We start from the raw sequence: 11,832 nt of genomic DNA, 5'->3' as shown, positions 1-11,832 counted from the left end.
TATTTAAGGAGACTGATGACGCAGCATTGGATAAAAATACATATGAAATTCGATTCTGCGAATTAATCAGTGCTTCCTTAAAGCAGGGGATTGATGACGGCACGGAAATAGGCGTCCAGCTCTTCCGGCGTTTCCTTCATATCCCTTCTCACCCACCACTGCACCATTTCCACGAAGCTTCCGGAAATGTGGTTCAGCAGGAATTCCTCCGGCACCGGGCAGGAAGGGGTTTTATCCTTTAGGAGGTAGGAAGCAATGAGCCTGTCCAGGCTGGATTTGAAGAAGCGCAGGAAAATGTCGCTGCTTTCGGAGGTGAGGAGGTCCCGGACGTGGTTGGTATTGGCGTCGATGTGCTGCAGCAGATGGCAGAACACGGGGTCTTCCACACCGGGGGCCATGTGGGCGTCGCTGGGAACGTTGTCGTGCATGACGCCTTCGATGATATGGTCAAAAAGTTCCCCGCACATTTCCTTCAGAAGGCTGTCCTTGGCTTCAAAGTGGGCGTAGAAGGTGCTTCTGCCGATGTTGGCGCGGTCAATAATGTCCTGGATGGTGATTTTAGAGTAGGGCTTTTCCGACAAAAGGGCGCTGAAGGCGCTGAAAATAGCGGCTCTTGTTTTCTGCTGGCGACGGTCCATAACGTTCTCCCTGGGTGTCTTTTAGGGAAACGGTGATTCATTGAAACGATGAAATTCCTGTTTCCGTAATTTACAGTACGATTTGTTCATTATCATTATTAGTGTAATATAAGACAGGCCGCAATGCAAGGAGGCAGCAGGATAGATGGGGAAATTTAATTTCTATCTACTCTTTCTTTATTTCTTCATCAGCAGACCTCATAACTCTTCTTATTATCCCATCAAAAAAGATGAGAAAGTATTTTTACTTTCTCATCTTTGGATAAGGCCAAAGGCTGGTTCATGGAACGGTCTTTGGAAATCCCTGCATGAAACGATGGCGGCAGGGCTTTAGAAGGTGGCCTTAATGGAGCCGTTATACTTCTTGTTGATGAAGTCCTTGGCTTCCTGGCTGTTGAGGGCCTTCATGAGCTTCTGCAGTTCCGGCCGTTTTTCATCGCCTGCACGGACAGCTACGATGTTCGCATAGGGGGAGTTGGAGCTTTCGGTGTAGATGGCGCTCTTGGGATCCAGCTTGGCTTCCAGGGCGAAGTTCATGTTAATGACGGCAATGTCCGCATCTTCCAGGGAGCGGGGAAGCTGGGGAGCTTCCAGTTCGGAGAACTGGAGGTTCTTCGGGTTTTCGGCAATATCCTGGGGTGTTGCGGTAATGGGGGCGCCGTCACGGAGTTTGATGAGGCCGGCGGACTGGAGAACCAGCAGAGCGCGGCCGCCGTTGGTGGGATCGTTGGGGATGGCTACATGGGCGCCGTCGGGAAGGGCTTTGATATCTTTAATCTTGGTGGAGTATACGCCCATGGGTTCCAGATGTACTGAGCCGATGGAGGTGAGGTTCAGGCCCCGGGATTTGCAGAATTCGTCCAGATAGGGTTTATGCTGGAAATAGTTGGCATCCAGGCTCTTGTCGTTCAGTGCCAGGTTCGGCTGTACGTAATCGGTGAATTCCACGATTTCCACATTCACCCCTTCTTTGGCCAGTTGGTCCTTCACGGAGTTCAGGATTTCGCCATGGGGAACGGGGGAAACGCCTACCTTAATGGTGACGGCCTTGCCGGAATCGGACTTGGCCGGGGCTTGTGTCTTTTGGTCTCCGCAGCCTGCAATGAATCCGACAGCTGCCAGTGCGGCAATGGATGCGATCAGGGTCTTCTTGTAGTTCATAATACTCCTCCTATGATGAAATGGATAAATAAAAAAATCCTTCCTCCCATAAGGGACGAAGGATTATGTTCGTGGTACCACCCATGTTCGCCTTTCCGTCACCGGAAAAGCCTTATGAAGTACGCCGGCGCTGCCTTGATACTTCTCTTCTGTAACGGGAATTCCCGGTCTGCCTGATGATTCAGCAGAGAGGCTCGGAGGCCATATTCCGCAGGACATCGGACACCCCTTCCCACCTTCCGGGGCTCTCTTTGCTCTTCCTTCCGGCGTACTCTTCTCTTCATTGCCTTGGAAAGTACTGATTCATTCGTACTTCCCTTATGAAGTTGGAAATACTATATCACTCTTCCCCGTTTTCCGTCAAGAGGGATTTTATTTCCTTTGACAATTCTTCCAAAGTGGGTTACTATTTATTTAGCTGGCTTACTAAACTAATACAGGAGGCATTATGTACAGGAATTTTGTATTTCCATCCCGGGAGGAACTGGCGGCCCATGCCAGGCAGATACCGGAAATCCATCCCGACGATGTGATTACCATGCTTACGGTGATGAAGGCGGCGGAGGAAATCAAAGGGAAAACCGATGACATTCTGGAGCGGAAGTACCACATGTCCCAGGGAAAGCTCTGCGTCATGATTATCCTTCACCAGCACGAGGAAGGATTGGCGCCGTCGAAGCTGGCGTCCATGGCAGGGGTGACGAAGGCCACCATTTCCGTCATGCTGGCCCGCATGGAGCGGGATGGGCTGGTAAAAAAATCGGTGGATGAGGCGGACGGAAGGGCCCGGCTTGTGTACCTCACGGACAAGGGGAGGCAGGAAATGGACAGCATCCTGCCGGACCACTATGTACGGATTTCCCATCTTATCGGAAAACTGGATGAGAAGGAAAAGAAGGAGCTGGTGCGGCTTCTTCATAAAATTGTGGATGAACCGTGAAGATGCATCGTCGTGGGCAGCGTGAGCCAGTACAGCTTTCATTATGCCGGTGTCATGGTGACCATAGTGAAATGAAACGGCACACTGCCTGCACTGCGCAAAAAAACACCGCTGAAATCATCATTCAGCGGTGTTTTTATTTTCGGGAAAGAAGTTTCTGCCCGTAATAAGCAAGAGACGCATAAAGCCCTATCATCATCAAACGGCTGAAAAGGAACCATCCCGGACTGTTGAAGGCTGAGCCTCTGGCGGAAAGGAGAAGGAGCCTGTTTCCTATGTGGGCGTCAAAGGAAAAATAAATTCCTGATAAAACGATGAGTATCATTAGAAGTCTGTTCATCCATGACAGCGCTTTGGACGGACGTAAGGAAAGACCTTTCTGCATGCGGGGCAGGATGGTCTGCCAGTGAAGCCCCAGATGGAGGCCCAGGGCAATGAGCATGAGATAACCGACAGCCTGGTGAAGACCGTTTACCCAGAAAGATAGGTGGGGATGAAAAGGAAAAACGGTTCTGGAAATCAAAAGGCCCGATGCCATGACGGTGAGGAAGGAAAGAATGAACACTCCGTTAACCAGGATGGAAAAAATCCTCTGCTTTGTCCACCGGCCCCGATGGAGAGATTTATACCAGGAAAGATTCCATTTCGTATGGAGCAGGGCCAGCAGCAGGAAAAGGATACCCAGTATTTCATGGCCCCTGTTATGAACGAACCGATAGTCCAAAAGCAGGAGGAAGGTCATCAGCATGGCCGTATCAAGAATCATTCTTTTTTTCATGAAAGCCTCTGCATGCAGGAAAATCAGAAACCGGCTTTTAGAAGCCAGTCATCAATGGCGGGATGTTCGTCCGTGTCCTTATCAAGGGTAAGACCTGTGAAAATCTTTGCATCCGGTGCGGCTGCATGAAGGGCAGGCAGGGTCACCTCAAAGGGGCTGGTGAAGGAACACATATAGGGGACAATGAGCTTATCCTTCGTATTCTGACCCTGCAGGAAAGAGGTGACGATGAGAGGTTCCGTAAACCACCAGCAGGGATAACCCAGAATTAATACATCATATTTGGACACATCGGGCGGCGTGCCTGCTACCTTCGGTATGACCCCTGCGTCCAGCTCGTGAGCCGATTCTTTGATGACATCGCTGTAGCCGGAGGGATAGTCGGGGTCCCTTTTTATTTCGTATATATCGCCGCCGGTCTTCTGCTGGATATAGCGGGCCATGTCGCCGCTCCTGCCGCCCCAGGTGAAGTAGGCAATCAGCACTTTCTTTCCTTGATTACTTCCGGCAGGAAGTTCCTTAATGGTAGGGATGGAAGCAGCCTCTTTTTTATGGATGCTTTCCAGTTCATCTTTGATATCCTCGGACATAGGCTTTCCGGTAGGATTGGGCACATAGGCGCCATTGGAAGATTTGGCCGGAGAAGCAGGAAGAGAAGAGGCAGGGCTTTTGCCGCTTTCGCCGTTTCCGCAGGCGGAAACAGAAAGGACCGTCATGCCCAGCAGCACGGATTTCAGAATATTGGATAATTTCATCACAATCACCTCAGCATTGCAGAAATCATAGAAATGATGAAAGCAGGGAGACACGTTTCCTGCTGCCTTCAGTATAAGCAGATACAGGAAATGGGTCTAATACCTTGTGTGTTCTGCATTTCATGCCTGTAAGGCATGAAATATATGGGCATTTTGTGTCATGGTATAGAAAAGCCTGTATCCGGCGATGCCATTGGATACAGGCTATAAAATTATTCTGCCAGTATGTCTTTCATGATGGAAACGGCTTTTTTCAAATCATCCCAGGGAATATTGAGGGCCGGCAGGAGGCGGATCTTTTCCTTTGCCGTAAGCACCACCACACCCTTTGCAAGGAGTTTGGGAACGATTTCCTTCACGTCCTTTTCCGGTTCAATGCCCCACATGAGGCCCATGCCGGCCACGGACTTCACCCCTTTGGCGCCGGTGAACCGGTCTTTGATGTACTTTCCTTTTTCCGTCACTTCTTTCAGAAGGGTATCATCAATTCTTTCCATAATGGAAATGGCACCGGCCGAGGCTATGGGGTTGCCGCCGAAGGTGGAGCCATGGGTGCCGGGGGTGTAGACGCCGGCGGTCTTTTCGTTGAACATGGTGGCGCCCAGGGGAAGGCCGCCGCCGATGCCCTTGGCGGTGGAAACGATGTCCGGCTCCACGTCGTAGTTCATGTAGCCGTAAAGTTTTCCGGTGCGGCCGTTTCCGGTCTGCACTTCATCCACAATGAGGAGGATGTCATGGTCTTTGGCATATTTGCCGATGCCTTCGAAGAAATCCTTTTCCAGCGGATGGACGCCGCCTTCTCCCTGGATAGGTTCCACCATGACGGCGCAGATATTCGGGTGTTCTTCGCAGAGCTTGATGAAAGCAGGCAGGTCATTGGCCGGGGTATAGAGGAAACCGGGGGTGAAGGGGAAGAAGTCCTTGTGGAAAATGTCCTGCCCCGTGGCGGCAAGGGTGGTAATGGTGCGGCCGTGGAAGCCATTGATGAGGGTGACGATTTCATTTCTTTCTTTGCCATACTTATCAATGGAGTATTTCCGGGCGCCCTTGATGGCGCATTCATTGGCTTCGGCGCCGGAGTTGGAGAAGAAAACTTTCTTCATTCCTGTCTTTGTGCAGAGGATTTCTGCCAGATCGGCCATGGGCTTTGTGTAGAAAAGGTTGGAAACGTGGTTCAGCGTATGGAGCTGCTTTGTGACAGCATCCATCCATTTGTCATCGGCAATGCCGAAAATATCAACGCCGATGCCGCTTCCCAGGTCGATATAGTCCTTTCCCTCTTCGTCAATGAGGTGGGACCCTTTGCCTTTCACAAAGCACACGGGATATCTGGCATAGGTATGGGCGATATAGGCAGCATCTTTTTCTTCTGTATTCATGGTGTATCTCCTTTATTTAGTGGGCTGGGGGGAACAGTGGGCTGGTGGGCTGGTGGGCTGGTGGGCTGGTGGGCTGGTAATAATAGTTTTTAGGTTCTTGCTTCTGGGACTTGGGTTCTTGTGTTTCCCAAGGGAGATGAGGAGGGCGAAATGGACTATAAATTGTGCCGCAGGCACCACCTTAACCCTCACGCCGTAAGGCGTGTCAAACTTAAGAACCCTCAGGCCCGAAGGGCCTGTCAAACTTCGGCCCCATAGGGCCGTCAAACAATGGGCGGCAAAGCCGCCCGTTTACTTTGTAAACATGGTGCCCAGTCCTTCGTCGGTGAGCAGTTCGATGAGGATGGCATGGGGGATTTCTCCGTTAATGATGAAAACCTTTTTGACACCCTCTTTGACGGCGTTGGTGCAGCAGTCTACTTTAGGAATCATGCCGCCGGCGATGATTCCGCTGCTTTTCAGTTCTTCCGCATCCTTCAGGGAAATCTGTTTGATGAGGGAGCTTTCGTCGTCCTTGTCTTTCAATACGCCGTTGATGTTGCTCATGACCACCATGGATTCGGCATGGAGGGCGGCGGCAATTTTGGCGGCGGCGGTGTCGGCGTTAATGTTATAGGGGTTTCCTTCATCGTCGATGCCGATGGAGGAGATGACGGGGATGAAGCCGCCGTCCAGGAGGTCGTCCAGGATTTTCGTGTTGATTTCATCGATTTCCCCTACATGGCCCAGCTTTTCATCCATCTGGTGGACCTTGATGAGGCCGCCGTCGATACCGCAGAGACCTACGGCCCTGCCGCCAAGGGCGGCAAGGTCGGCGGCAAGGCTTTTATTGACCTTGCCGGCCAGCACCATCTGCACCACTTCCATGGTGTCGTCGTCGGTGACGCGGAGACCCTTTTCAAAATGGGATTCAATGGACAGCTTCTTCAGCATGGCGCTGATTTCCGGTCCCCCGCCGTGGACGAGGATGACCTTCACCCCTACCAGCTGGAGAAGGAGGATGTCCTGCATCACCGATTTCTTCAGCTTCGGGTCGGTCATGGCATTCCCGCCATACTTGGCGACCACGTATTTACCGGTATATTCTTTGATGTAAGGGACGGCCTGTGTTAATATTTCCGCCCGGACTGCATTGGATGTATTCATGGTTGACTCCTTTATTTAGTGAGCTGGTGGACTGGTGAGCTAGTGAGCTAGTGAGCTGGTGGACTGTATTCCCGTACACAAGAGGGTTCAGGCACCTATGGTGCCCGGGTTCAAGCAGCCGCCGGGCCTGCGCCCTGGGCTGCTTGAACCCGGGATTGGCTGGCGCCTTCCGGGCTGGTTCAAAAGGGAGTTATATAATCGCTCCGCTGGGGAGGTGAGCGTTTTCGGCGCCAGCCGCGCCCCTTTTTTAATATGCGCCCATAGGGCGCCACCGCAACCCTCTGAACCTTTTGAACCTTTTGAACCTTCTGAACCCTTTGAACCCTGTGAAAACGGCTCCGCCGTTTTCACACCACCAGTCCCGTTTCTTCCGGCATACCCAGCATGAGGTTCATGCACTCAATGGCGGCGCCGGAGGCACCTTTGCCCAGGTTGTCGAAGGTGGAGATGACAAGGACCCGGTCGTCGTTGCCGGCGATGTGGATGGTGAGGCTGTCTTTTCCTGCATTTTCATTGGCAGAAAGGAAGAGGCCGTTTGTCTCTTCCAGCGACAGGGGGGAGAGGTGGATGAGCTTGGAATTTTCGTAGTGTTTCTTAAAAATCATGTGGAAATCATCGGTGTCGATATCTCCCGGCAGTCCGCAGGGGAGCTGGAGGAAATGGGTGTGGAAGCCGATGGTTACTTCCATGCCTTCGAAGAAGTCGTCCACCACCGGGGAGAAGAGGGGCGCTTCGCAGAGGTGACACACCTTCATGATTTCCGGAAGGTGCTTGTGGTTCTGGGAAAGGCCGTACTGCCGGGGCGCCTTGAAGTCGGCGCTTTCTTCTTCGTCGTACTGGGCAATCATTTTCTTTCCGCCGCCGCTGTAGCCGGTGAGGGAGAAGCAGTGAAGGGGATAGTTGATGGGAAGGATGCCTGCGTGAATCAGGGGATACAGGATGGCGATGACGCCGCTGGCGTGGCAGCCGGGGACGGCCACCTTATCCGCTTTGGAAATGGCTTCTTTCTGGTCTTTGGAAAGTTCCGGGAAGCCGTACACCCAGTCATCGTCGGTGCGGTGGGCGGTGGAGGTGTCAAGGATGCGGATGGGAATATCCTTCACCGCGGCGGTCACTTCTTTGGAGGCGGCGTCGGGGAGGCAGAGGAACATGAGGTCCGCTTCTTTTGCGAAGGCCTGGATAGTGGGAATGTCTTTTCTTTTATCTTCCGGCAGATGAAGGAGCTCAATGTCCTTCCTTTCCGACAGCCGGTCCTGGAGACGGAGGCCGGTGGTGCCCGATTCGCCGACGATGAATACTTTTGGCATTGCTTTCATAATAGTTCCTCCTTTCAGTCCATGGGATATTCGCCGAAGGTGGCTACCATGACCGCTTTAATGGTGGGAAGCCGGTTGGCCGCTTCCTGGAAGGCCAGGGAGAAGGGGGCTTCGAATACATCATCGGTGACTTCGATACCGTCCAGGCCGAACCGTTCATAAATGTCCTTTCCCACCTTTGTTTCCGTATTATGGAAGGAGGGCAGGCAGTGGCAGAAGACGGTGTCCGGATTTCCTGTATTTTTAATCATGTCCATGGTAATGCGGTAGGGCATGAAAAGCTTAATCCTTTCGCCCCAGAGGTCGTAGGGATCCCCCATGGTCACCCATACGCCGGTGTAAATGACGTCCAGCCCCTTTACCCCTTCCACCGGGTCATCGGTGAAGGTGAAGGTGGCACCGGTCTTTTCTGCAATCTTTTTGCATTTGGCTGTGAAATCGTCCTCCGGGAAATACTGTGCCGGTCCGATGATTTTGAAATCCATGCCGGCAAGGGCGGCGCCTGCCATGAGGGCGTGGGCCATGTTGGACTGGCCGTGGCCTACATAGGCGTAGGACAGCCGGTTCAAAGGCTTCTTGAAATGTTCCTTCAGGGTGAGGAAATTGGCCAGGGTCTGGGTGGGGTGGTCGTAATCCGTAAGGCCGTTCCACACGGGGACGCCGGCTTTGGCGGCAAGCTCCTCCACCGCGCTCTGGGCGTAGCCCCGAAATTCGATGGCGTCAAACATGCTTCCTAAGACCCTTGCGGTGTCGGCGATGGATTCCTTCTTGCCGATTTGTGTGCCCGTGGGACCCAGGTAGGTGGTGTAGGCGCCCTGGTCGTGGGCGGCTACTTCGAAGGCGCAGCGGGTGCGGGTGGAGTCTTTCTCAAAAATGAGCGCAAAATTTTTGCCGCTTAAGGTCTTGATTTCTTTTCCGGCGGCCTTGTCCTGCTTCAGCTTTTCCGCAAGGTCCAGATAATAGGCGAATTCTTCCGGTGTGTAGTCCAGCATGGAGAGAAAGGAATGGTTCTGTAAGCTTTTCATGATATACCTCGTTGTATGTTTTTAACTTTTAAAAAATCTCAAATCATTTATAGGACCATGTCCTCATCGGGAGAGGGCCTCCAGGGCGGCTGCTGCTTCCAGGGTGATTCCCAGGGGAAGGATGGATTCGTTAATGGCAAAGGATGCATTGTGCAGGGCCGGCGTATTTCCGTCGCCCGTACCCAGCCAGAAGAAGGCGCCGGGGAATTTTTCAAGGTAGGAGGAAAAGTCTTCGGCACACATGGAGGGGAATTCCGGCTGCATGATATGCTCTTTTCCCAGGTAGGCGGTGCCCACCTTTTTCAGGAAATCAATCTTTTCCGGCGTATTGATGGTGGCGCTGTGGCCTCTTACATAGTTCAGCTCCGAATGGGTGTGGAACATGACATCCAGGCCTTTGAGGATTTCACCAAGCCTTGCTTCCATTTTGTCCCGAAGCTCCGGACGGTAGGTGCGGCAGGTACCTTCCAGGTAAGCGTCCTCTACGCCCACGTTGTAACGGGTGCCGGCATTCATGAGGCCGATGGTGCAGACCACATTGTCCATGGGGTTTATTTCCCTGGAAATCAGGGACTGCACGTCGATGATGAAATGGGCCGCTGCCACCAGGGCGTCGGTGCCGTTGTGGGGCTGGGCGGCGTGGGTGGATTTTCCTTTCACGTGGACGTAGAAACGGTCAGACGCCGCCATGAGGGCGCCGCTCTTCAGCCCGATTTTGCCGGTGGGAAGTTCCGGCCATACATGGAGACCGTAGATTTCCGATACATCGTCCAGCTTCCCGCTGGCTGCAATGTGACGGCCGCCGCCGATGGCTGCTTCCTCCTCCGCCGGCTGGAAAACAATTTTTACCGTGCCCTGAAGTTTGTCCTTCATTTGATTCAGCACGGCAGCGGCGCCCAGAAGGATGGACATATGGCCGTCGTGGCCGCAGGCATGCATGACCCCTTCATTCCTGGAAGCAAAGGGAAGGCCTGTAAGCTCCGTCACCGGAAGGGCGTCCATATCTGCCCGGAGGGCCACCGTTTTTCCGGGATGGCTGCCTTTGATAATGCCCAGCACGGCGTTCTGGAAAAATCCCGTTTCATAGGGAATGCCCAGATTTTTGAAAACGTCCTGGATATATTCCGACGTTTTCACTTCCTTTCCGGAAAGTTCCGGATATTCATGGAAATGTCGTCTCCAGGTCACCACCTGTGGCAGAATGTGTGTGACTTTTTCTTTGACTTCTTTTTCGTACATCATTGAGACGACCTCTTTTCCTGACTTTAATGACCGTTTTTGTATATCTTTGAATATTTATGCATATATAATATTAAGAAATATTGTGTATTTTATGGATTTTTACAAAATATCTTGGAAATGCAAAAACATGTATAAATTGGATTGCAATAATAATACAACTTTACGAATATATATGCAATAGGTAAAGCAAAATTTTTTTGAAAAAAGAGCAGGAAGTGAAAATAATTTCTTATTTTTGCTTCTCGTAAGTCACTGGCAGGGGGCCGTCCTGCCCCGTGCCGTTATCCTGAAGGCAGTGAAGGATCTTGGTACAAGAGGTGAGTGCTTCCTTTGCCGCTGCATACCGGCCTGCAGGAAGGCGGGCAGGATGGCGGCTGTCCGTATACGCGTATACTGCATGCCTCCCTGAATCACTGCAGCTGAAAAAATATTTCTTAAGTATTTCGACAAAGTATGATATAATAGCAATAATATGCAGGCATCCAGCGAGAACGGATAATCATAGATCTGAATCATGGGAGAGACGCATGGGGCGTTCTCTTTTTTAGGAAGCGCTGATTAAATCATTGTCTGCTTTCATTCTTGAATTTTTATGCAATGCGAGGAATGGGATGACGAGAATAGCGAGCTATTTAAGGAATCCCATGACGAAGCAGTGCATAAAATTTCTTATGAAAGTAGACTCTATGAATTAATCAGTGCTTCCTCAATATCCGTTCACCTGGCTCACCACGCGGAAATTATCCACCTCAAATGCCTTGCAGATAGCTCCAAAGAATGGTCCGTAAAGCATGGTCCTGTAAATTTCCGACTTTGCAATGAGAAGAAGACGGCCGCTGTCAAAGGTCACGCGGATAAGACCATTGTTCACATACTTCTCAAAATCCTTCTCCGCCATCTCCTTCTGCAGCTTCTCCAGCGCCTCTCTGGTCGGCCCCTCCTGATACTCAGGCCGTTCCATCACAGGAGTGAACCGGACTTCATAAATCGTGCTGTCATAGCCCTTGGACTCAGCAGAATATCTTTTCCCTTTTTCCATTTCTTCCATGAATAAACACCTGTCCTTTACAGTTGAAATATTACCTCTACATTATAACATCTTTCATGACCCTGTGCATGATTTGGGAAATTTTATAAATAAAGGGTTCAGAAGGTTATGGTATGGGAAAAGGTTCTTAAGATTGACCGGCCTTACGGCCGGAGGGTTCTTAGGTTTAACGCGCCTATGGCGCGAGGGTTGTGGTGGCGGCTGGCGCCGCAGTATTTAGCCTCCTTCCACAGGAAGGAGGTGGCGCCGTTAGGCGACGAAGGATAGGGGCGTGGATTAGACGATAGAAGTCAGAAATCAGACGTCAGACTGCGTTACGGAATCCCTTTCCCGCCTCCCACCGTCATCCTGAGCGACAGCGAAGGATCTCGGTAAAAGCCGTTAGTGTCGCAGCTGTTGCTAAA

12 protein-coding genes and 1 other annotated feature are annotated in these 11,832 nt (G+C 51.6%); of the genes, 2 read left to right on the top strand and 10 right to left on the bottom strand.

Annotated features, from left to right (window positions below; translation table 11 throughout):
- Positions 1-77: 77 nt before the first annotated feature.
- The gene (locus QZQ29_RS07075) at positions 78-638 is read right to left on the bottom strand and encodes a TetR/AcrR family transcriptional regulator (protein ID WP_296961711.1); all 561 of its coding nucleotides are present in this window, start codon (positions 636-638) and stop codon (positions 78-80) included.
- 145 nt (positions 639-783) lie between these two features.
- Here QZQ29_RS07075 and QZQ29_RS07070 point away from each other — a divergent pair, with 145 nt between their 5' ends.
- Positions 784-972, top strand: coding sequence for a hypothetical protein (locus QZQ29_RS07070; protein WP_296961708.1), 189 nt, complete (start codon positions 784-786; stop codon positions 970-972).
- On the opposite strand, the gene QZQ29_RS07065 is transcribed toward QZQ29_RS07070, so the two are convergent.
- Complete coding sequence (locus QZQ29_RS07065) at positions 969-1,799, bottom strand: MetQ/NlpA family ABC transporter substrate-binding protein (RefSeq protein ID WP_296961704.1); 831 nt, start codon at positions 1,797-1,799, stop codon at positions 969-971. The two genes, QZQ29_RS07070 and QZQ29_RS07065, sit on opposite strands and share 4 nt — an antisense overlap.
- Positions 1,800-1,847: 48 nt before the next feature.
- Positions 1,848-2,092 (bottom strand) — a binding site (T-box leader).
- Between the two features lie 155 nt (positions 2,093-2,247).
- Here QZQ29_RS07065 and QZQ29_RS07060 point away from each other — a divergent pair.
- A complete protein-coding gene (locus tag QZQ29_RS07060) occupies positions 2,248-2,739 on the top strand; it encodes a MarR family transcriptional regulator (RefSeq protein WP_296961701.1) in 492 nt (163 codons plus the stop codon).
- Between the two features lie 136 nt (positions 2,740-2,875).
- Here QZQ29_RS07060 and QZQ29_RS07055 read toward each other — a convergent pair whose 3' ends face one another.
- The 8 genes from QZQ29_RS07055 to QZQ29_RS07020 all read right to left on the bottom strand — a co-directional run bounded on the left by QZQ29_RS07055 (position 2,876) and on the right by QZQ29_RS07020 (position 11,428).
- Entirely contained in the window at positions 2,876-3,517 is a 642-nt protein-coding gene (locus QZQ29_RS07055; protein ID WP_296961698.1) for a DUF4405 domain-containing protein, read from the bottom strand.
- 23 nt (positions 3,518-3,540) lie between these two features.
- Positions 3,541-4,272: a flavodoxin gene (locus QZQ29_RS07050; RefSeq protein WP_296961696.1), complete on the bottom strand. Its 732-nt coding sequence runs from the start codon at positions 4,270-4,272 to the stop codon at positions 3,541-3,543.
- A gap of 212 nt (positions 4,273-4,484) precedes the next feature.
- On the bottom strand, positions 4,485-5,651 hold the full coding sequence (locus tag QZQ29_RS07045; RefSeq protein WP_296961693.1) for an acetylornithine/succinylornithine family transaminase: 1,167 nt from the start codon (positions 5,649-5,651) through the stop codon (positions 4,485-4,487).
- A gap of 291 nt (positions 5,652-5,942) precedes the next feature.
- Complete coding sequence (gene argB, locus QZQ29_RS07040) at positions 5,943-6,797, bottom strand: acetylglutamate kinase (RefSeq protein ID WP_296961690.1); 855 nt, start codon at positions 6,795-6,797, stop codon at positions 5,943-5,945.
- A 347-nt stretch (positions 6,798-7,144) separates the two neighbouring features.
- Positions 7,145-8,113 carry an N-acetyl-gamma-glutamyl-phosphate reductase gene (argC, locus tag QZQ29_RS07035; protein ID WP_296961682.1) on the bottom strand — a complete coding sequence of 323 codons (969 nt, stop codon included), beginning with the start codon at positions 8,111-8,113 and terminating at the stop codon, positions 7,145-7,147.
- Between the two features lie 14 nt (positions 8,114-8,127).
- Entirely contained in the window at positions 8,128-9,138 is a 1,011-nt protein-coding gene (argF, locus tag QZQ29_RS07030; RefSeq protein ID WP_366663870.1) for an ornithine carbamoyltransferase, read from the bottom strand.
- Between the two features lie 63 nt (positions 9,139-9,201).
- On the bottom strand, positions 9,202-10,380 hold the full coding sequence (locus QZQ29_RS07025; protein ID WP_296961679.1) for a M20 family metallopeptidase: 1,179 nt from the start codon (positions 10,378-10,380) through the stop codon (positions 9,202-9,204).
- Between the two features lie 706 nt (positions 10,381-11,086).
- Positions 11,087-11,428 carry a hypothetical protein gene (locus tag QZQ29_RS07020; RefSeq protein WP_296961677.1) on the bottom strand — a complete coding sequence of 114 codons (342 nt, stop codon included), beginning with the start codon at positions 11,426-11,428 and terminating at the stop codon, positions 11,087-11,089.
- Positions 11,429-11,832 lie beyond the last annotated feature (404 nt).

Origin of the sequence: uncultured Dialister sp. (genome assembly GCF_900538805.1) — a bacterium.
In the GTDB taxonomy this organism is placed as follows: domain Bacteria; phylum Bacillota; class Negativicutes; order Veillonellales; family Dialisteraceae; genus Dialister.
This window is presented reverse-complemented; position numbering and strand designations above follow the sequence as displayed.

Bases quoted from the DNA above. Each gene is read 5' to 3' on its own strand.
- argF (WP_366663870.1), bottom strand. From the start codon at position 9,138: ATGAAAAGCTTACAGAACCATTCCTTTCTCTCCATGCTGGACTACACA.
- QZQ29_RS07045 (WP_296961693.1), bottom strand. From the start codon at position 5,651: ATGAATACAGAAGAAAAAGATGCTGCCTATATCGCCCATACCTATGCC.
- QZQ29_RS07065 (WP_296961704.1), bottom strand. From the start codon at position 1,799: ATGAACTACAAGAAGACCCTGATCGCATCCATTGCCGCACTGGCAGCT.
- argB (WP_296961690.1), bottom strand. From the start codon at position 6,797: ATGAATACATCCAATGCAGTCCGGGCGGAAATATTAACACAGGCCGTC.
- QZQ29_RS07025 (WP_296961679.1), bottom strand. From the start codon at position 10,380: ATGATGTACGAAAAAGAAGTCAAAGAAAAAGTCACACACATTCTGCCA.
- QZQ29_RS07050 (WP_296961696.1), bottom strand. From the start codon at position 4,272: ATGAAATTATCCAATATTCTGAAATCCGTGCTGCTGGGCATGACGGTC.
- QZQ29_RS07055 (WP_296961698.1), bottom strand. From the start codon at position 3,517: ATGAAAAAAAGAATGATTCTTGATACGGCCATGCTGATGACCTTCCTC.
- QZQ29_RS07070 (WP_296961708.1), top strand. From the start codon at position 784: ATGGGGAAATTTAATTTCTATCTACTCTTTCTTTATTTCTTCATCAGC.
- QZQ29_RS07020 (WP_296961677.1), bottom strand. From the start codon at position 11,428: ATGGAAGAAATGGAAAAAGGGAAAAGATATTCTGCTGAGTCCAAGGGC.
- QZQ29_RS07060 (WP_296961701.1), top strand. From the start codon at position 2,248: ATGTACAGGAATTTTGTATTTCCATCCCGGGAGGAACTGGCGGCCCAT.
- QZQ29_RS07075 (WP_296961711.1), bottom strand. From the start codon at position 638: ATGGACCGTCGCCAGCAGAAAACAAGAGCCGCTATTTTCAGCGCCTTC.
- argC (WP_296961682.1), bottom strand. From the start codon at position 8,113: ATGAAAGCAATGCCAAAAGTATTCATCGTCGGCGAATCGGGCACCACC.